Below are 19,979 nucleotides of genomic sequence, written 5' to 3' on the forward strand. Positions count from 1 at the left end.
TTAGAGAGGGTAGGTGCTGTGGAGCTGAGGTAGATGAACATGCTCCCAGCCCAGTTGTGAGTGAATGACTGCTTTCAGTTGCTCTGCGGCGTGGGGTTCTCCATGCGTAATATAAACATGTGATGGGGCTTGTCGAAATCCCTTTAACCAACGAATGAGTCCGGCTTGATCGGCGTGGGCTGATAGCCCCCCAATGGTATGAATCGAGGCTTTCACAGCAACTTCCTTACCGAACAAGTGCACGAGTTTGGCTTGGTCAACTAAACGCCTACCCAAGCTGCCTTGTGCCTGAAAACCGGTGATGATGATGGCATTATTGCGGTGAGGAAGATTCCATTTGAGGTGGTGCACAATCCGACCAGCCTCGCACATGCCGCTAGCAGAAATTACGATGGCGCCACCCTTAATTCGATTGAGTGCTTTGGACTCTTCAACGTCGGCAATAAATCGCAGATCTAAGCGATTAGGATTGGCTTGATGCCAATCGTAGACAGCTTGTGCGGCTTCATCGAGTGAAGAACGATATTCCTCGGTCAATCGAGTCACAGATGTAGCCATTGGCGAGTCAACCCAGATCGTGAGATAGGGCAGGCGTTTGCGTCGAATTAAATCCATTAATACAAAAATGATTTCTTGAGTACGCCCAACCGCAAATGCGGGAATGATGATATTGCCGTTGTGCTTGAGCGTATTCGTAATGACCTCTACGAGCTCATCTTCTGTGTCCTGCAGCGATCGATGTAAGCGATCACCATAGGTCGATTCCACAATTAAGGCGTCAGCATATTCAATCAGCTCAGGATCATTCATTAAAGGTCGCTCGAACATTCCTAAGTCACCCGAGAAAACGGTACGGTGGCTTTGTTGATTCTCTTTTTGAATATCGATGACGGTAATCGCAGCCCCCAAAATATGGCCCGCATCCAAAAATTCAATTTCGATTCCTTGACCTGGACTAAAGCGCCGGTGATAAGGTACGGTCTTTAGGTGTGCTAAGCAATCGATTGCCTCGAGGGTGCTATAGAGAGGAACTGGAAGATCGCCCTTCCAATGACCCTGAGCTTGTTTGCGTTGGGCGCGTTCATAATCGGCTTCTTGTAGATGAGCGCTATCTAAAAGCATAATTTTGAGTAAAGAGGCTGTTGCAGGTGTGCAATAGATGGCCCCTCGAAATCCTTGAGCACATAAGCGCGGCAACAATCCGCTATGGTCAATGTGTGCGTGGGTCAGAACTACAAAATCGAGCTCATCGGCAGGAATTGGGAGTTCAGCCAAATTTTTATCGTCCGCCTCACGGCCTCCTTGAAACATCCCATAATCAACCATGAAGCAGTGATTAATCCCACATGCTTTGCCGCGGATAAGGTATTTAGAGCCGGTGACCTCTTGGCCTGCGCCAAGGAATTGAATATGCATAAAAAAATTAGGGATATAGGCGGCTGAATTTGATATGGATCAAGGGAATACCTAATAATATTGCTACACTGCTAGCACTAATTACATTGTGGAGGGAGATCATATGAAAATACTACTACCAATTGACGGTTCAAAGACTTCGTTGAGTGCGGCCAAATACGTTGCTCAATTAGTTGGCAATATGCGCAGCAAATGCTCTGTTACCTTGATTAATGTCCATGATGACTTCGGACTTAATCACGTTAAGCAATTTGTCAGCAAAAGCGTAGTGGATGACTATTTACGTGAAATCAGTGAGAAAGAGTTAAAGCCCGCCCAGAAAGTTCTGGATGCGGCAGGCGTTAAGCACAACATGATCATCAAGCGTGGCCATGTATCAAAAGAAATCCTGGATACTGCTACCAAAGAAAAGTTTGACATGATTGTGATGGGTGCCAAAGGTCGTGGCGGCGTGCTCGATCTCTTGATTGGATCGGTAGCTCAACGGGTTGTATCGTCGGCCAAGCAGCCTGTTCTCTTGGTGAAATAATTTGCCATGAACTCGATAGAAGGGCTGCCTTGGCAGCCCTTTGTTTTTGTAAGCCCGCATGACCATTTCATCGACACCGTGTTACCACTGCGGTAGTGATACCGATGCAGCAGATGCCTTGCATGCTGATTTAGGTGGGATCCAGCGCCCATTTTGCTGTGCTGGCTGCATGGCAGTCGCGCAAACTATCTATGGGGAAGGGCTTGAAAGTTTTTATCAGCGCCAGATCCCTGCTGGCGAACGCCCTGACTATTTAGTAGCTGGTGATGAATTACCTGAAACACTCGAAGTCTATAACGATCCAACCCTGCAGGCGCGCTTTGTGAAGGTTCTGGATTCCGGCCTTGCTGAATCGATCTTATCGCTCGAAAAAATCCGTTGTGCGGCCTGTGTTTGGCTTTGTGATCATCATCTGCAGCGTGTTTTAGGAATTGATGATGTACAGATTAATTACGTTACCCTAAAAGCGATTGTGCGTTTTGATCCTCAGAAAATATCTTTACCAAAAATATTGTATGAGGTGCAGCGCATTGGGTATCTAGCCTGGCCTTATGAGCCTTCGGAGTTAGCTCTTCGCAGTAAGCGCGAGCGTAGAAATTTATTGTTTCGTTTGGGGGTTGCTCTATTGGGCATGATGCAGGTCATGATGTATGCCTGGCCAATTTATACCGACTCCGTTGACCTATCCCCCGAAAACAACCTCTTACTGAACTGGACGAGTTGGTTACTAACAGTACCCGTCGTTCTCTATTCCGCGGCCCCAATCTTTGGCTCTGCATGGCGCAGTGTGCGATCTTTTGTGCAAACGCGATCTTTAGGGATGGATGTACCAATTGCATTAGCGCTGGGTATGGCCTTTACCGTAGGTACCGTCAATTTATTGGTGGGGGATGGCCCAAGTTATTTTGATTCGATCACGATGTTTGTGGCCTTTACCCTCGGCGCGCGTTATATCGAATTGATTGCTAGGCAGGACGCTCAAAGTGGTTCAGAGGCTTTGGCCAAACAGCTTCCGGCCAGCTGTGAATGCTATCTTGATTATCCCAAGAGCACTTCGGTTGAGCGCATACCTGTTGTGCGTTGCCTCGTTGGCGATCGAGTTCGGGTGGGTCCTGGCGAGATTATCCCCGCAGATGGCGTGCTCATAGATTCGTATACCAGCGTGAGTGAAGCGTTATTAACCGGTGAATCTAGACCGGTGCAAAAGTCACCGGGTGACCGCTTGTTTGCGGGTACACATAATATTCAAAATAGTATTGCGATGGAGATTACAGCGGTAGGTCAAACCACGCGCTTAGCTGGTATTGCAATCCTATTGGATCGTGCTCTTCAGGCAAAGCCGCCTATGCTGGGATTGGCTGAGGTATGGGCCGGTCGATTTGTGATTCTTCTAATCATCGCTGCGATCATTAGTAGTGCCACCTGGTTACTGGTCGATCCAAGCCGAGCTTGGCCTGTAATGCTCGGTGTGTTGGTGGCTAGTTGTCCGTGCGCATTATCGTTAGCGATACCCACAGCACTGGCCGCTGCTCAGGGTGCACTAACCAAGATTGGTCTATTTGTAATTCATGGTCGGGCCCTTGAGGGTTTGAGTAAAGCAAACACTTTGGTCATGGATAAAACTGGAACCCTAACGATCGGTGAACCTCGTTTACAAACCATCACCATATTTCGAGATGGTATGAGCGAACAGGATGCATTGGCGCTAGCGGTCGGTATGGAGGAGGGTCAAAATCATCCCTTGGGGATAGCGCTTGGTGATGCGCTACGTGAACGCAACCTTCCGCCCCATCATTTTTTGTCACGAAGTGAAAATCACTTGGGCAAGGGACTATCGAATGGTAACTACCGCCTTGGTAAGGCCGACTGGGTGGGCGTGGAGGCGTTACCTACCCCATTTGATGCTCTCTATAGTCATGTTTACTTAGGCGATGATCAAGGACTCATCGCTCAATTTAGCTTCTTAGATCGCCCCAGAGAGGGCGTTGAAGCTTTATTGCAATATGCCCGTGCCCATGGGATTGCGGTTCATTTATTGTCGGGTGATGCGCAGGCTACTGTTGAGGCTTGGGCACGCTATCACGGAATTACGCAGTACCTTGGTGGCGCCAGCCCCGAAGAAAAATATGAGTTTATTCGTGATCTACAGGCAAATGGTGCCAAGGTATGTGCGATTGGTGATGGGGTGAATGATGCACCGTTCTTGGCAAAGGCCGATGTATCCATCGCAATGGGAAGTGGTGCTCCGTTGGCAGCTGCCGGTGCAGACGCTGTATTGATTAGCCCTAATTTTGAGACCTTGGTGAAGGCATTTACCTTGGCACATCGCACCCAACGAATCATTCGCCAAAACCTTCTATGGGCATTCCTATACAACGTCACGATTATTCCAGTGGCGATGATGGCTTGGATTAATCCTTGGGTTGCTGGGATTGGGATGGCATCCTCATCGCTTTTAGTAACGCTCAATGCATGGCGTTTGCGTAAGGTCTAGATTAGACTATCCACATGGAAAGCCTGTATCTTCTGATCCCCTTATCGCTCCTTCTAGTAGCTGGCCTTGCCTACCTACTGTATTGGTCAATTCAGGGTGGTCAGTTTGACGACCTGCAGGGCCCCGGGGAGTCAATCTTGCTCGATGATGACAGCCCGCAGCGCAAAGACCCCCCTAATATTTGATCTACATCAAAATACCAACATTGCGCTAACTCGATAATTTCCCAAAGCTTTTAGCCCAGTCATTTTGCTTAGGGAGGTTGTATGGCGTTAGCCATCAGTGGGTCGCAGGACGCGAACTTTAACTATAAGGTTGTTAGCCAATTTGCCATCGTCACGGTGTTGTGGGGCATTGTTGGCATGTTTGTGGGGGTGGTTCTGGCAGCTCAGCTGATTTGGCCAGAAATCACGATGAACATTCCCTGGTTAAGCTATGGTCGCTTACGACCTTTGCATACGAATGCGGTGATCTTTGCCTTCGGGGGTAGCGCTTTATTTGCAACCTCGTATTACATTGTGCAACGCACCTGTCAGGTCCGACTATTTAGTGACAAATTAGCTGCATTTACCTTCTGGGGTTGGCAGCTCGTCATTGTGGCAGCTGCGATTACCTTGCCACTTGGTATTACTACTTCAAAAGAGTATGCCGAATTGGAGTGGCCCATCGATATCTTGATCACGATTGTTTGGGTTGCTTATGCAATTGTGTTTTTTGGCACCATCATGAAGCGCAAGACCAAGCATATTTATGTATCGAACTGGTTCTTTGGTGCCTACATTCTGACAATCGCTATTTTGCATATTGTGAACAATATTGAGATGCCAGCGAGTTTATGGAAGTCATACTCGGCATACTCTGGCGCACAAGATGCCATGATTCAATGGTGGTATGGTCATAATGCTGTAGGCTTTTTCTTGACCACTAGCTTCTTGGGCATGATGTATTACTTTATTCCCAAGCAGGCTGATCGCCCAATTTATTCTTATCGCTTATCGATTGTGCATTTTTGGGCTCTTAACTTCACGTATATGTGGGCAGGCCCCCATCATTTGCAGTACACCTCATTACCGGATTGGACCCAATCGCTAGGGATGGTGTTCTCATTAATTCTGTTGGCACCTTCGTGGGGCGGCATGATTAACGGCATCATGACCCTATCAGGGGCTTGGTACAAATTACGCAGCGACCCCATCCTCAAATTCCTAATCGTGGCGCTGTCGTTCTACGGTATGTCAACTTTTGAAGGTTCGATGATGTCGATTAAGACCGTCAATGGCTTGTCGCACTACACCGACTGGACCATTGGTCACGTTCATTCTGGCGCTCTCGGCTGGGTTGCCATGATCACGATTGGATCTTTGTACTACCTGATTCCACGTTTGGTAGGAAAGAAGGAGATGTATAGCACCCGCCTGATTGAGTTGCATTTCTGGATTGCCACTATTGGTGTGGTTCTTTATATCGCTGCGATGTGGATTGCTGGTGTAATGCAGGGCTTGATGTGGAGAGCTTTTGAGGCCGATGGCACATTGACTTACAGCTTTGTTGAGTCGGTTAAGGCCAGTTATCCCTTCTACGTGATTCGACTCTTGGGTGGTATTTGCTATCTGGGCGGCATGTTCTTGATGGCGTACAACGTATTCAAGACCTTGTATGGTGAGCGTTTTGTGGATGCGCCGATTCCAGCAAACGTTCAAGTGGCTCATTAATCGGGGGGGAAAAATGTCAGATCAAAATAAATTTTTCTCTCACGCCACTCTCGAAAAGAACGTCGGTTGGCTCATCATCACGACCATTTTGGTTGTCAGTGTGGCTGGCTTGGTACAGATTGTGCCGCTCTTTTTCCAGCACTCAACCACCGAGCCAAGCCCAGGAATCAAGCCCTTTACAGCATTGCAATTGGCTGGACGTGATATTTACCAGCGTGAGGGTTGCGTTGGTTGTCATTCGCAGCAAATTCGCACATTGCGTTCAGAGACCGAGCGCTATGGCCCATATTCTGTTGCCGGCGAATCGGTTTTTGACCATCCATTCCTTTGGGGTAGTAAGCGGACAGGACCCGATCTTGCCCGTGTGGGTGGACGCTACTCCGATGACTGGCAACGTATCCATTTACGCAATCCTCGTGATGTCGTCCCGGAATCCAATATGCCAGCTTACCCTTATTTGCAAAATGCGCCAGCGGATGCGTCGAGTATTCAAAAACACATGCGTGCATTAAAGCGTTTAGGTGTTCCATATACCGATGAAGAAATTGCGAATGCCCCCAAAGAGCTTGAAGGGAAAACGGAAGAGGACGCCTTAGTCGCCTATCTGCAGGGCTTGGGTCTTAATCGTCGCGCCACCACCAAAACTGCCAGCCAATAAAGGAGATCAGCATGCAAGCATTTACCGCTTATCTATCGGCAATATCGAGCACCTTTGGCTTGTTTGTGTTTTTAGGAATTATTTGGTGGGCTTGGTCTAAGCATCGCAAGGCCGCTAATGAGGAGTCAGCAAATTTACCATTTGCACTTCCGGATGAGTTTCAGAAGGATCAATCATGAGTGATTTTTTTAGTCCCGGTTGGAGTATTTTTATTGCGATCGTAACGATCGTCGGCATTATTTGGTGCTTGTGGCTATTGATGTCGCAACGTAAAACCAAAGTACCAACCGATTCTTCGGGCAATGTAACCGATACGGGCCATGTTTGGGACGATGATTTGCGTGAATTGAACAATCCGCTGCCACGTTGGTGGATGTGGATGTTCATTATCTCGTGCATCTTCGGAGGTATTTATCTGGTTCTTTATCCCGGCTTGGGCGCCTATCAAGGTATCTTGGGATATAGCACTCAAGCGGAGCATGACCAATCCGTGCAGACTGCAAATAAAGATCTGCAACCGGTTTATGCCAAATACATGCAGATGAGCATTGAGCAGGTTGCGGCTGATCCTAAAGCTAAAGAAATGGGACAGCGCTTATTTTTGAACTATTGCGCACAATGCCATGGATCGGATGCGGGGGGTTCTAAGGGGTTTCCTAATCTGCATGACAAAGATTATTTATATGGTGGCGAACCAGAGATGATTCGGGCATCGATTGTGCAAGGACGGGCAGGCGTTATGCCCGCCTTTGGCCACCTAAGCTCTGCCCAAATTAGCGAGGTGGTCGCTTATGTCCGAAGCCTCTCGAACTTACCTGCCGATGATCTTCGTGTTGCTCAGGGCGAGGCTGTTTATAAAACGAATTGCGCCGCCTGTCATGGAGCAGACGGCAAAGGAAATATTGTTCTGGGCGCACCTAACTTAACCGATAAAGTTTGGCTCTACGGCAGTTCCGAGAAGGCGATTACTGAATCGGTACAGAAAGGTCGTAACGGCGTCATGCCGGGTCATGAGGCAATCCTAACTCCAGAAAAGATTCAGATTCTGACGGCGTATGTCTGGGGTTTATCGCATCAGCCGATGAGTACAAAGAAGTAAGCTCATGAATCAAACTTCATCGACACAGACTGCTGGCGACAGTAAGCCTGTGATCGAGATCGTGGAGCAGTCGCTTTACGAAGTTCGTAAACATATCTATCCGCGCTCGGTTAGCGGACCCTTTGCAAGTTGGCGTTTGGTCTTTGTGGTTCTGACCCAGTTGCTGTATTACGGATTGCCATGGCTCAGTTGGAATGATCGTCAGGCCGTTTTATTTGATTTGGTGCAGCGTAAGTTTTACATCTTTGGCTTGGTGTTGTGGCCGCAGGATGTGATCTATCTTACGCTTCTTCTGATTTTGTCGGCGCTTAGTCTCTTTCTATTTACTGCAGTCGCAGGCCGTTTATTTTGTGGCTACGCTTGTCCACAAACGGTCTATACCGAAATTTTCATGTGGATAGAGCGCAAAGTGGAGGGCGATCGGTTTGCTCGCATTCGCTTGGATGGAGAAGAGTGGCCTTGGAGTTTTAAAAAATGGCGACTGAAGATCACCAAGCATGCTTTGTGGATTGCAATCGCTTTGTGGACTGGATTTACCTTTATTGGATATTTCACGCCCATTAAAGAGCTAAGTGCCAACATCTTGGCTTTTTCTTTGGGGCCATGGCAAACCTTTTGGCTGTTCTTTTATAGCTTTGCAACATGGGGCAATGCGGGCTTTATGCGCGAGCAGGTTTGTAAATATATGTGCCCGTATGCCCGTTTTCAAAGTGTGATGGTCGACAAAGACACCTTTGTGGTGACCTATGACAAGATGCGTGGTGAGCCGCGGGGTAGTCGTAATAAATCAGACAATCAAGCTCAGAAGGGCTTAGGGGATTGTGTCGATTGCAGTATCTGTGTGCAGGTATGCCCCACGGGGATTGATATTCGTGATGGTTTGCAATATATGTGCATCGGCTGCGGCGCCTGTATCGATGCTTGTAATCAAGTCATGGATAAGATGCACTATCCCAAGGGCTTGGTGCGCTATACCACGGAGCGCGCCATGCTCAATCGCGAGTCAAATCAATCAGCACGTAGTCATTTGTTTCGCCCGCGCATCTTGATCTACACCTCAATTGTTTTGGTGTTGACTTCGGTGTTCTTATTTTCGCTCTTGACGCGCAACCCTTTGCGAGTCGATGTAATGCGTGACCGCGGTGCTCTAGCCCGTGAGGTTGATGGGCGCTATATTGAGAATGTCTATCGGGTCCAACTCATGAACTCTTCTGAGTCGCCGATGCGAGTCGATATTAAAGCAACCGGTTTGCCAGACATTGCAGTATTGGATTCTAGCGGCAAGGTTCTTCATAGTGTGGTGATTGCGCCAGCTAGTAATTTATTGATTCCAGTGAAGGCAAGCGTAGCGATCAATGAAGTGATATCCGGATCGCACCCGATTCAGTTCCAGTTTCGTGGGCAAGAGGGCGAATATATTCGCTCGCGCGATGAAAAATCAAGTTTTATTGTGCCACGCCAATAAAGGGAGTTCGTTATGAAATCAGAATCACAAATTTCAAAACCTTGGTGGAAACAGCTCTGGCCCTGGTTATTAATTCTGGGACCTGCCTTGGCAGCGATTGGTTGTGCGATCACCATTTATTTGGCATTTACCGTACATGCTGATGAACCCGTGCGCGATGGCATTAAGCGGGGCCTGAAGGTTGAACAGGTGCAACCGTGAAACTCAAGACAGCCATTTGGATTCTTTGGCCATCCTTTTTGGCAGCCATTATTGCTGAAGGTTTGGTATTTAGTTTATTTAAGCCTGAGGATTTACTGCTGTTTGGCCAGCCGCATCAATTATCGAACGAGGCGATTTACTCAATTGGTTTTTTTGCCTTTTGGTCGATTTGCGCGATTTCAAGCGCGATCTCATTATTTATCGTACGCGACTGTTTCTTAAACTCTAAGTCAGCAGACGATGATCTGCTTAACTAAGTCGCACGGGCGATGAGCAGTTGGTTTTCTCATTCGCGTTTGGCACTCCAGCGAGTTGATAAAGCCCCTCAATATCAATCAGTTTGACGTGCCGTTGTTTGATTTGCAATAAACCCGACTCGGTAAAGCGTGACAACATTCGACTTACTGTTTCAATTTGAATCCCAAGATAGCTACCAATGTCCTCACGACTCATCTTTAAATCAAATTCAGTAAATTCATATCCGCGAGCGGCATATCGTTGGGATAGGTTAATTAAAAAACCTGCGAGTCGTTCTTCGGCTCTGAGAGTTCCCAATGACAGTAAATGATGTTGATCCTGAGTTAGTTCACGACTTAAGATGCGATGGAATTGATGCTGCAAACTGGGAATTTGTGATGCTAAGTTCTCGAATTCGGAGAAGCGAATGATACAAACCTCACTCTCTTCAAGCGCAATTGCATTGGATTGGTATTGGTGCTCGCCAATGCCGTCTAAACCCAAAATCTCACCAGGCATATGAAAGCCAATGATTTGTGCGCGACCATCCGGTAATGAGTGCTCAGTTTTTAGGGTACCAAAACGAACGCTGTATATGGCGTTGAGCGGTTCACCGTGTCGGTATAAAGTGTCACCCTTGTGGAGATGGACTCGATCTTTGACGAGGGTGTCCACTTGGGTCACTTCGTTGGCAGAAAGACCAAGTGGCAAGCAAAATTGCCCCAAGACGCAGGTGGAGCATTTGTTCAGAATTTCTTTACTGGAAGAAATATTCATGATGATGCATATTCTAGTCGAGTGTCCAAAAAACTTCTATTTCACGCCCCATGCTCAGTAGCACATTATTTATCGGAATTCTCCTAGCCACAATGGCTAGCAGTTGGCATTGTGCCCTGATGTGCGGGGGAATTGCAGCCTCGATTGATCAATCGGTGGCAAAAATTAAGGTTTACCCCAATCGGTCAAAGGTCGTTTGGGATCAAATGGTGGTTCATTTGGCGAGGATTGCCAGTTATATGGCTTTGGGAGCGGGGGCTGCCTGGCTGGGAATTGCTTTTTGGAGACAAGAGGTGATCCCAATTCAGCGAGCATTATTTGGGATTACTGCCGGGATTCTCTTCTATCAAGCCTATCGGTTGATCAATCCAAGCGGTAAGAAAATCACCCATCTTTTTGGACAAAAGATTGCACAGGCCTTATCGCAATGGTGGGCAAAACACTTCGCAAAATCTCGCACTGGCCTGGCGCGCTGGATGACGGGGATGCTGTGGGGCTTGGTGCCGTGTAGTTTGGTGTATGGAGTCCTGGCCCTTGCATTTTTGTCGGGCGATCCAATCGTAGGCGCATTACTAATGCTGGCAATGGGATTGGGTACCTTGCCTAGCCTATTGGTATTTACTAAGGTCAGCGGTGCCTTGATGCAGTTCGGACAGAAGGTCTGGGTGAGATACCTTGCCGCACTCTTATTGATAGCAACCGCTGTGTATGGGTTTTATCGTGGCATGACCTTGCCAGCAGAGTTATTAAAGGGCGGCTTTTGTTTGACTTAAAGCGCCTTCATTGCCAAACCAATCGCAACGAGCCCCGAGAAGCCCGCAAAAATGAGTTGAGTCCATTGGCTACTGATGCCAGGGGCAATTAGGCGACCCGCCATCATTCCGACAATGGCGCCAATTGCGAATGGAATTGCGACTAACCAGTTCATGGTCCCAGCGAGCCCGGAGCCTGCAACACCCCCTAATGAAATCAGAGACAGAACGCCCAAGGAGGTCGCAACGATCGATTGCATTGGTAGATCACTAATGCGTTTGAGTGCGGGAACAATCACAAAGCCACCCCCAACGCCTAAAAGCCCTGATAAAAATCCTGCCAGTGCTCCAGAGCCAATCAGGGCACGTGCGCAAGGAACGGTCCAAATTAAGCGACCTATGGATAAGTCAAGGGAGCAGGGTACTGCCTTGGGTTCTTTGTAAATCCCCTTTGATTGTTGGTAGGCATCAACAAAAATTCGGACAGCGACGTAGAGGAGAACGATCGCAAAAATCAGCATCAAGGGTTGATTGGGAATTTGGTGCGCTAACCAAAGCCCTGCGGGGGATAGTAGCAAGCCGGCAAAGGCCAACAGCATGGCGGCGCGGTAGCGTAACAATCCAGTTTTCAAAGCCATGATGGCGCCTAGGGCAGATGATACGGTGACCGCCAATAGTCCAATCGGACTTGCCTCAACCATGGGCAGATGGAGTACAAAGACGAGCAAAGGAACCGACAAGATCCCACCCCCGGCACCCGTTAGCGCCATGATGAGGCCAACGAATACGCCAAGCCCTGCAGGGATGAGGTGGGGTTGTAAAAGACCGATTAAATCCATCAAGATAGTATCAACGACTTGCCTTTAGTTAAATCATAATATATTATATATTTATATATATTGTAATTCACCTTGGATAAGGAGTAAAGCATGCAAAAGCCAATCGTCAAAGCCTTTTTTGATCAGGGAACATGGACCTTTACCTACGTGGTTTATGAAAAACCGAATACGCCATGCGTGGTGATCGATTCGGTACTGAACTATGACCCAAAATCCGGTCGTACTAAAACCAAGTCTGCAGACGAGGTGATTGCCTTTGTCAAAGAGCAGGGGTTAACTGTCGATTGGATTTTAGAGACCCATGCGCATGCGGATCATCTCAGTGCTGCGCCGTATCTTCAAAAGCATCTTGGTGGCAAGATCGCCATTGGTTCGCATATTCAGGATGTGCAAAAAGTATTTAAAGGAATTTTCAATCTTGAGAGTGAGTTTCCAACCAATGGCTCCCAATTTGATTACTTGATCGAAGAGGGCCTGGATTTGCATGCGGGTAACTTAACTATCCACCCCTTATTTGTTCCCGGACATACACCAGCATGCATGGCCTACGTGATTGGCGACGCCATCTTTGTTGGCGATACGATCTTCATGCCCGATGTTGGAACTGCGCGTTGTGATTTCCCGGGCGGGAACGCCAATACGCTTTACCAGTCGATGCAAAAGATTTTGTCCTACCCAGATGACACGCGTTTATTCATGTGCCACGACTATCCCCCTGCCGACCGTCCGATTGCCTATGAAACCACCGTGGGTGAAGAGAAGCGGAAAAATATTCATGTACATCAGGGGGTGACCGAAGCGCAGTTTGTAGAGATGCGTAATCAGCGTGATAAGACCTTGGAGATGCCAGTTTTGATCTTGCCCTCAATTCAGGTCAACATCCGTGCCGGTCATCCACCGCCTGCTGAGACGAATGGCAAGACTTATCTCAAAATCCCGTTCAATGTTCTCTAATTGCCAACTGAGTGACTATGAATATCAATTTAAAGAAAATGCGCCAATCGGCTGATAAAGCAGTTGACTTAATGAAGGTTTTGGGAAATCGAGATCGAATGATGTTGTTGTGCGAAATTAACCAAGGGGAAAAATGCGTGGGTGAGTTGGAAGATTCCTTGGATATTCATCAGCCAACCCTCTCACAGCAACTAACGGTATTACGTAAGAAAAAGCTAGTGAAAACCCGTCGCGAGGGTAAGCAAATTTATTACTCCAGCGCTAATCCCGTGGCGATGTCGGTGATGAACTTGCTCTACCAAAATTACTGTAAATAACCAATTGATTTAAAAGGAGGTTTATGATGCAATGTAACGTCGGCCATACAGATCGGGTCCTGCGAATTACGGCAGGAAGTTTATTAATTCTTTTATCTTTAAGCGGAGTGATTGGAGCATGGGGCTGGATCGGGGTTGTGCCATTAGCAACCGGCATCTTTCGTTTCTGCCCAGCATATCCGCTCTTAGGGATGAATACCGCCAAGAAAAAGTAGCGCATTAATTATGGGCAGTTTCAAGGAAGACTTCAAAGATACCGTTGTTGCCCTTCTTGAAACGGCTCAGGACCAGTACCGTGATGCCGTTAGTTTCGTTAAAGAAACATGGCCACTGCTTGTCCTTTTGGCCATTATTTTAATTGGCCTCATCGCCTACTGGAATCCACCGCCCCCGCGTTACGTCATGATGGCCTCAGGTATCGAAGGGGGGTCGTACGAGCAATTAGCGGCCAAGTATGTGGAGTTCTTTGCAAAAAAAGGCGTCACCATTGAGCTGGTACGCACCGAAGGTTCCCAAGAAAATATTAATCGCCTCGCGGATCGTAAAGATCCAGTTCAAGCAGCGTTTGTTCAGGGCGGTTCCTTGCATGCCAAACAAGTTCCTGGTGTTGAGTCGCTTGGCAGTATTGACTATGAGCCGATTTGGGTCTTCTACAGAGGACCGTTTCTAAAAAATGGTGCCTTAGATCTTGATCGACTTGCCAAGGCTCGGGTAGCGATTGGCCCTGAGGGTAGCGGCACTCATGTTCAAGCAACGAAAATCTTTGGTGCTGGGCAAGTGATACACATGCCAACCTTCTTGTCCTTAGAAAACGAACAGGCAGTCAGCGCCTTACAAAAGGGTGAGATTGATATGGTAGTGATGGTCGATGGCTTGCGTGCAAAAAATGTACAAACTCTGTTAAATGATCCGAATATTAAAATTCTTAACTTTGTTCGCGCCGCAGCTTACACCAAAAATATTCATTACCTAGAAGAGCTTGAGGTACCAATGGGCGCTTTTAATATTGCGCGTAATTTTCCACCCACCGATATCAACATGATTTCCACGGTCACTAATTTGCTGATTGATGATCGGATGCACCCAGCGATTCAGTTTCTATTTTTAATGGCGGCGCAAGAGATCAATGGCAAAGAATCATTTTTTGCCAAGCGGGGCCAGTTTCCAGCTTTTATGAACTCGGAGTTTCCGGAAAGTCCAATTGCGCAACAGTTTCAGCAGCGCGGTTTGCCGGTCTTAATGGATTTCTTACCATTTTGGGTGGCTGAATTTATCCATCGCATGTTCTTTACCTTGCTGCCATTCTTTGCGATTGCCTATCCGATCCTTCTCTCCCTGCCTAGCTATCGCTTGAGGCGTGTGCGAGCAAAACTCAATCGTATTTATGGTGAATTAAAGTTTTTTGAGAATGATTTGTTAATCAGCTACGATCCCAACAAGATGCCTGAGTATTTGGAAACGTTATCCGATATGGAAAGACGTGCCTTGGCTTTGAAAGTTCCAAAGAGTGCCTCCAGTGATTTTTACACGCTCAGAAGTAGCATTGATTATGTACGTAATGCGCTTAATCGGGGCGATCACCAGATTCTGGGTCGTGAGAGTTCAATTTGATTTGGGATGCCATCATTGTTGGTGGCGGAGCTGCCGGACTCTTTTGCGCTGGAATTGCTGGACAGCGTGGTAAAAAAGTTCTGGTACTGGATCATGCTCCAGTATTAGGAGAGAAGATTCGTATTAGTGGTGGCGGGCGGTGTAATTTCACAAATCTGAACTCAGCCCCCGAGCATTTTTTATCCCTCAATCCCCACTTTGTAAAAAGCCCCCTGGCGCGGTATTCATCAAAGGACTTCATTAATCTCGTACGTGAGTACCGCATTCCGTTTCATGAGAAACATCGCGGCCAATTATTTTGTGACGACTCTGCAAAAGACATTATCCAGATGCTGTTGACTGAGTGTCATAAGGGTGGAGTCACTATTGAGCACCCAGTATCCGTTACCCAAATTATCAAATCGCAATCGAACTGGACTTTAGAAACAACGGATGGAATCAAGAAAGCGACCCATTTAATCATTGCGACCGGAGGATTACCGGTACCGGCGATTGGTGCAAGTGATTTCGGTCTACAAATTGCCAAGCAGTTTGAAATCCCAACCACTTCGGTGCGTCCTGCATTGGTACCACTCGCATTCACCTCAGACGAGTTTTCAGTATTCACCAGCTTGGCTGGGATAAGCTTGGAAGCTAGCGTCCAGGCAGGACAGCGTAACCACGGTTATGGAACCTATCGTTTTGATGAAGATCTTTTGATAACCCATAAAGGGCTCTCAGGACCGGCCATTTTGCAAGCCAGTAGCTATTGGCATGAGGGCGAAGCGATCCACATCAATTGGCTAGGAAAGACTGATTTTGATGCGATCTTTTCTGAGGCGCACCAGAAAACAGTTGATACCGCTCTTGCAGAGGTATTGCCGCAACGCGTTGCACAATTGTTGACCGAGCAACTCAATCTTACAAAACGTAATTGGGCAGAAGTCTCTAAGAAAGATCGAGAAGCCTTGCGTACCCATTTAACCAAGGCACAGATGAAGCCTGCGGGAACTCTAGGTTGGAAAAAGGCAGAGGTCATGTTGGGTGGGGTCGATACCAAAGCATTAGATGGCAAAACGATGATGGCCAAACAACATCAAAATCTTTACTTCATTGGCGAGTGTGTGGATGTTACGGGTCATCTTGGAGGGCATAATTTTCAGTGGGCCTGGTCATCAGCGTTTGTTTGCGCAAATGCCCTATTAAATTAGTCGACTTAAGTAGTCTTAAGGGTTTTTACTGACTCGTTTGCAAGACCCTTGTTCTTCATTCCCCTTGTCCGTAATATGGAAGAAAATAAGCAAAATTATCATTTACTTGATGGGGACTTTCTAATGCAGAAATCATTATTAATTAATGCTGATAAATGCACGGGTTGCTTGCAATGCGAAATGGCATGTAGTTATGAAAACTACGGCGTCTTTAATACTGCTAAATCCCGCATTAAGGTCTTTGATTTTCATACTACTGGAAAAAAGGTTCCTTATACCTGCACTCAATGCGATGAGGCGTGGTGTTTAAAGGCCTGCCCAGTTGATGCAATTCGGATTGATGCAAGCACTGGAGCAAAAGTAGTCATTGAAGATGTGTGCGTCGGTTGCAAAGTCTGTACCATCTCATGCCCATTTGGCACGATTAATTATGTTCAGGATTCCGGTAAAGTCCAGAAATGCGATCTCTGCGGGGGCGATCCAGCATGCGCCACCTCCTGCCCGACGGGCGCCATTACCTATGTCGACGCCGATTGGACTGGCCTAGATCGAATGAGAGCTTGGGCAGACAAGCTTGGCAACCAACCCGCCGCTTAAGAGGAGATCATTATGTCTTGGTCAGGAAAAATTCTTCGTGTCAATTTAACCAAGGGAACTTGTCAGTCTGAGCCACTCAATATGGAGTGGGCTAAAGAGTATCTCGGTTCGCGTGGCCTAGCCTCCAAATATCTTGTCGAGGAGATCGATCCTAAAGTTGATCCTTTGTCTTCCGAAAACAAAATCATTTGGGCTACAGGTCCACTAACTGGAACCATGGCATCGACCGGTGGGCGCTATACCGTCGTGACTAAAGGCCCGCTGACCGGAGCCATTGCCTGCTCGAATTCCGGCGGATATTGGGGGGCTGAGCTCAAAATGGCAGGCTGGGACATGATTATTTTTGAAGGTAAATCACCCAAACCGGTGTATTTATTTATTCAAGATGATGATGTGCAATTATTGGATGCCAGTTCGCTTTGGGGCAAATCCGTTTGGGAGACAGAGCCAAGCATTAAAGCCAAACACCAAGATCCGCAAATTCGTGTTTCATGCATTGGCAAGGCTGGTGAGAATCAGGTTTTATTTGCATCCGTTGTGAATGATTTACACAGAGCTGCAGGGCGTTCTGGAGTGGGCGCAGTGATGGGGAGTAAAAATCTGAAGGCGATTGCCGTTCGGGGAACCAAGGGGGTTGGCAATCTGAAAGACCCCAAAGGCTTTATGAAAGCGACAGCGGCAGCGAAGGCTGTTCTAGCTGGACATGCAGTGACCGGAGAAGGATTGCCGACCTATGGCACGCAAGTGCTGATGAATGTGATTAATGAGGTTGGGGCATTGCCAACCCGTAATCATCAAGATGTTCAATTCGAGGGCGCCAAAGATATTTCAGCGGAAGCAATGGCTTCCCCGCGTGAAACGGACGGTAAACCCCATTTAGTTACGAATCAGGCCTGTTTTGGTTGCACGATTGCCTGTGGGCGCATCTCAAAGATTGATGAAACGCATTTCTCGATTCAGAATCGCCCTCAATACATCAATGCCTCTGGCGGTCTGGAGTATGAAGCTGCATGGGCTCTTGGTGCCGCTAATGGCGTGAATGATCTTGAAGCTTTGCAATTTGCCAATATGGTTTGTAATGAGCAGGGTATGGATCCCATCAGCTTCGGCGCAACGATTGGCGCCGTAATGGAAATGTACGAAATGGGGGTGCTTAAGAAAGAACAGTTAGGCATTGAAGCCCCATTTGGCTCTGCTAAGGCACTTTGTTACTTTGCTGAAATTACTGCAAACGGCGAGGGCTTTGGAAAGGAGATTGGACTTGGTTCAGCAAAGTTAACCAAAAAATATGGTCAGCCAGATTTGTCGATGAGCGTGAAGGGTCAAGAGTTTCCGGCCTATGATGGGCGCGTTGTTCAGGGAATGGGTTTAGCCTATGCCACTTCTAATCGAGGCGCTTGCCATCTTCGGGGTTATACGGTTGCATCCGAGGTCTTGGGTATCCCTGTAAAAACTGAGCCTACCGAAACGAATGGTAAACCCGAGTTAGTCAAAGCATTTCAAGATGCGACGGCTGCTTTTGACTCAGCGGGTATTTGCTTGTTTACCAGCTTTGCATGGACTCTTGCTGACGTAGCACCTCAGGTGCAAGCAGCCTGTGGTGAAGAATTTACGGTTGAAAATTTAAATACGATCGGTGAGCGCATTTGGAATATGGAGCGTGACTTTAATAATCGTGCCGGCTTTACAAGTAAAGACGACAATTTGCCAAAGCGCCTGATGACTGAGCCTGCAAAAACAGGACCCGGTAAGGGCACCGTAAGCGGTCTCGACAAAATGCTTCCCGAGTACTACAAAGTCCGCGGATGGGATAGTGAAGGTCGTCTAAACGCTGAAACACGCAAACGTCTAGGTCTTTGATCGATGATGAATCACGTCATTCTGGGCAATGGCCCAGCGGGAGTTATCGCTGCCGAGCAAATACGTCGTCTAAGACCAAATGATTCGATTATTCTGATTGGATCAGAGGACTCCCCGCCGTATTCACGGATGGCGATACCTTATCTCTTGGTTGGAAATATTTCTGAAGAAGGAACATTTCTGCGAAAAGATACACACCATTTTGCAAATCTAAAGATTAACCTGAAAAAAGCGCGCGCTACACAAGTCGATTCCGGAAAGAAGCACGTAAGCCTTGATTCGGGCGAGACCATTTCTTACGATCGACTACTCATTGCCACTGGCTCTAAGCCAATTCGCCCCAATATTCCAGGCATTGATTTGCCTGGTGTGCATCCCTGCTGGACTCTAGAAGATGCTCGTGCGATCCAAAAGATTGCAAAGCCAGGCGCCAGAGTGCTCCAGATGGGTGCAGGGTTTATTGGCTGCATTATTTTGGAGGCTCTTGCCAGTCAAGGTGTCAAACTGACGGTCGTAGAGATGGGTGATCGCATGGTGCCACGCATGATGACCGAAAAGGCAGGTGGACTCATTAAGCAATGGGTTGAGCAAAAAGGAATCACGGTTTATACGAAGACGAAGGTGGAGGCTATTCATCAAGGAGGCTCTGGTCTGCAAGTGAGCCTGTCGAATGGCGAGCGTATCGAGGTTGATCTGGTGATTTCAGCCACAGGTGTAAAGCCTAATATTGAATTCCTAAAAGATGCTAACTTAGAAATTAATACGGGAGTTGTGGTCAATGATCGGATGCAAACTTCGGACCCCAATATTTATGCTGCTGGTGATGTTACCGAATCAACGGATTTCTGTACCGGCAAATCGATTGTGAATGCTATTCAACCGAATGCGGCAGATCAAGCCATGATTGCTGCAACGAATATGGCTGGCGGTAATGCACAAACCCGGGGTGCTTTGCAGGTAAACGTTCTTGATACATTGGGCCTAATTTCTAGCTCATTCGGTCAATGGGCTGGCGTAGAGGGCGGTGAATACGTTGAAAAAGCCAATCCTGACCAATATCAGTACATTCGACTGGAGTTTGATCAAGATCGTTTAATCGGCGCAACAAGCTTGGGCCTCACAGACCACATTGGAGCACTGCGGGGGTTGATTCAGACCCGCGTTGCCCTAGGGGAATGGAAAGAGAAATTACTTGAGGATCCAACCCAAATAATGGCTGCGTATCTTGCCAAAGGGCAATCTCAAGCAGCCTGGGTCTCTTAAAATTAAGT

Annotated in this window: 22 protein-coding genes; 19 read left to right on the top strand and 3 right to left on the bottom strand. The window is 47.5% G+C overall.

Annotated elements, in window-relative coordinates; genetic code table 11:
* A complete protein-coding gene (locus AOC32_RS03445; protein ID WP_108508147.1) occupies window positions 1–1,416 on the bottom strand; it encodes an MBL fold metallo-hydrolase RNA specificity domain-containing protein in 1,416 nt (471 codons plus the stop codon).
* Between the two features lie 103 nt (window positions 1,417–1,519).
* Here AOC32_RS03445 and AOC32_RS03450 point away from each other — a divergent pair, with 103 nt between their 5' ends.
* The 10 genes from AOC32_RS03450 (at window position 1,520) to AOC32_RS03495 (ending at window position 9,831) form a co-directional block, all read left to right on the top strand.
* Window positions 1,520–1,945 (top strand): universal stress protein, encoded by a 426-nt coding sequence (locus AOC32_RS03450; protein WP_108508148.1) that lies wholly within the window; start codon window positions 1,520–1,522, stop codon window positions 1,943–1,945.
* Window positions 1,946–2,003: 58 nt separating this feature from the next.
* On the top strand, window positions 2,004–4,439 hold the full coding sequence (locus AOC32_RS03455) for a heavy metal translocating P-type ATPase (protein WP_108508149.1): 2,436 nt from the start codon (window positions 2,004–2,006) through the stop codon (window positions 4,437–4,439).
* Window positions 4,440–4,453: 14 nt separating this feature from the next.
* A complete protein-coding gene (gene ccoS, locus AOC32_RS03460; RefSeq protein WP_108508150.1) occupies window positions 4,454–4,624 on the top strand; it encodes a cbb3-type cytochrome oxidase assembly protein CcoS in 171 nt (56 codons plus the stop codon).
* Window positions 4,625–4,705: 81 nt separating this feature from the next.
* Window positions 4,706–6,151, top strand: coding sequence for a cytochrome-c oxidase, cbb3-type subunit I (ccoN, locus tag AOC32_RS03465; RefSeq protein ID WP_108508151.1), 1,446 nt, complete (start codon window positions 4,706–4,708; stop codon window positions 6,149–6,151).
* Window positions 6,152–6,164: 13 nt separating this feature from the next.
* Window positions 6,165–6,809 (top strand): cytochrome-c oxidase, cbb3-type subunit II, encoded by a 645-nt coding sequence (ccoO, locus tag AOC32_RS03470; protein ID WP_108508152.1) that lies wholly within the window; start codon window positions 6,165–6,167, stop codon window positions 6,807–6,809.
* 11 nt (window positions 6,810–6,820) lie between these two features.
* A complete protein-coding gene (locus AOC32_RS03475; RefSeq protein WP_108508153.1) occupies window positions 6,821–6,988 on the top strand; it encodes a cbb3-type cytochrome oxidase subunit 3 in 168 nt (55 codons plus the stop codon).
* Window positions 6,985–7,908 carry a cytochrome-c oxidase, cbb3-type subunit III gene (gene ccoP, locus AOC32_RS03480; protein ID WP_108508154.1) on the top strand — a complete coding sequence of 308 codons (924 nt, stop codon included), beginning with the start codon at window positions 6,985–6,987 and terminating at the stop codon, window positions 7,906–7,908. Before AOC32_RS03475 ends, ccoP begins: the two co-directional genes overlap by 4 nt.
* A gap of 4 nt (window positions 7,909–7,912) precedes the next feature.
* Window positions 7,913–9,373, top strand: coding sequence for a cytochrome c oxidase accessory protein CcoG (gene ccoG / locus AOC32_RS03485; protein WP_108508155.1), 1,461 nt, complete (start codon window positions 7,913–7,915; stop codon window positions 9,371–9,373).
* 12 nt (window positions 9,374–9,385) lie between these two features.
* Window positions 9,386–9,574 (top strand): hypothetical protein, encoded by a 189-nt coding sequence (locus AOC32_RS03490; protein ID WP_108508156.1) that lies wholly within the window; start codon window positions 9,386–9,388, stop codon window positions 9,572–9,574.
* Window positions 9,571–9,831 carry a hypothetical protein gene (locus AOC32_RS03495; protein WP_108508157.1) on the top strand — a complete coding sequence of 87 codons (261 nt, stop codon included), beginning with the start codon at window positions 9,571–9,573 and terminating at the stop codon, window positions 9,829–9,831. The genes AOC32_RS03490 and AOC32_RS03495 overlap by 4 nt, the downstream gene beginning before the upstream one ends.
* On the opposite strand, the gene fnr is transcribed toward AOC32_RS03495, so the two are convergent.
* On the bottom strand, window positions 9,824–10,588 hold the full coding sequence (gene fnr / locus AOC32_RS03500) for a fumarate/nitrate reduction transcriptional regulator Fnr (RefSeq protein WP_108508158.1): 765 nt from the start codon (window positions 10,586–10,588) through the stop codon (window positions 9,824–9,826). The genes AOC32_RS03495 and fnr overlap by 8 nt on opposite strands.
* A 50-nt stretch (window positions 10,589–10,638) precedes the next feature.
* Between fnr and AOC32_RS03505 the strand changes: the two genes are divergently transcribed.
* Complete coding sequence (locus tag AOC32_RS03505; RefSeq protein WP_108508159.1) at window positions 10,639–11,361, top strand: sulfite exporter TauE/SafE family protein; 723 nt, start codon at window positions 10,639–10,641, stop codon at window positions 11,359–11,361.
* Here the strand turns inward: AOC32_RS03505 and AOC32_RS03510 are convergent.
* A complete protein-coding gene (locus AOC32_RS03510) occupies window positions 11,358–12,179 on the bottom strand; it encodes a sulfite exporter TauE/SafE family protein (RefSeq protein WP_108508160.1) in 822 nt (273 codons plus the stop codon). The genes AOC32_RS03505 and AOC32_RS03510 overlap by 4 nt on opposite strands.
* Window positions 12,180–12,269: 90 nt before the next feature.
* On the opposite strand from AOC32_RS03510, the gene AOC32_RS03515 reads away from it, so the two are divergent.
* From AOC32_RS03515 to AOC32_RS03550, 8 genes are all read left to right on the top strand, one after another.
* Window positions 12,270–13,133: an MBL fold metallo-hydrolase gene (locus AOC32_RS03515; protein ID WP_108508161.1), complete on the top strand. Its 864-nt coding sequence runs from the start codon at window positions 12,270–12,272 to the stop codon at window positions 13,131–13,133.
* 17 nt (window positions 13,134–13,150) lie between these two features.
* Window positions 13,151–13,450, top strand: coding sequence for an ArsR/SmtB family transcription factor (locus AOC32_RS03520; protein ID WP_108508162.1), 300 nt, complete (start codon window positions 13,151–13,153; stop codon window positions 13,448–13,450).
* Window positions 13,451–13,476: 26 nt separating this feature from the next.
* Window positions 13,477–13,665 carry a YgaP family membrane protein gene (locus AOC32_RS03525; protein WP_108509323.1) on the top strand — a complete coding sequence of 63 codons (189 nt, stop codon included), beginning with the start codon at window positions 13,477–13,479 and terminating at the stop codon, window positions 13,663–13,665.
* Between the two features lie 10 nt (window positions 13,666–13,675).
* Window positions 13,676–15,061 carry a TAXI family TRAP transporter solute-binding subunit gene (locus AOC32_RS03530; protein WP_108508163.1) on the top strand — a complete coding sequence of 462 codons (1,386 nt, stop codon included), beginning with the start codon at window positions 13,676–13,678 and terminating at the stop codon, window positions 15,059–15,061.
* On the top strand, window positions 15,058–16,251 hold the full coding sequence (locus AOC32_RS03535; RefSeq protein ID WP_108508164.1) for a BaiN/RdsA family NAD(P)/FAD-dependent oxidoreductase: 1,194 nt from the start codon (window positions 15,058–15,060) through the stop codon (window positions 16,249–16,251). Before AOC32_RS03530 ends, AOC32_RS03535 begins: the two co-directional genes overlap by 4 nt.
* A 123-nt stretch (window positions 16,252–16,374) precedes the next feature.
* Window positions 16,375–16,848, top strand: a complete 474-nt coding sequence (locus AOC32_RS03540) for a 4Fe-4S dicluster domain-containing protein (protein WP_108509324.1) — start codon at window positions 16,375–16,377, stop codon at window positions 16,846–16,848.
* A 12-nt stretch (window positions 16,849–16,860) separates the two neighbouring features.
* Complete coding sequence (locus tag AOC32_RS03545; protein WP_108508165.1) at window positions 16,861–18,708, top strand: aldehyde ferredoxin oxidoreductase family protein; 1,848 nt, start codon at window positions 16,861–16,863, stop codon at window positions 18,706–18,708.
* A gap of 6 nt (window positions 18,709–18,714) precedes the next feature.
* Window positions 18,715–19,971 carry an NAD(P)/FAD-dependent oxidoreductase gene (locus AOC32_RS03550; RefSeq protein WP_108508166.1) on the top strand — a complete coding sequence of 419 codons (1,257 nt, stop codon included), beginning with the start codon at window positions 18,715–18,717 and terminating at the stop codon, window positions 19,969–19,971.
* Window positions 19,972–19,979 lie beyond the last annotated feature (8 nt).

The sequence above is a fragment of the Polynucleobacter acidiphobus genome, assembly GCF_003065385.1.
In the GTDB taxonomy this organism is placed as follows: Bacteria; Pseudomonadota; Gammaproteobacteria; order Burkholderiales; family Burkholderiaceae; genus Polynucleobacter; species Polynucleobacter acidiphobus.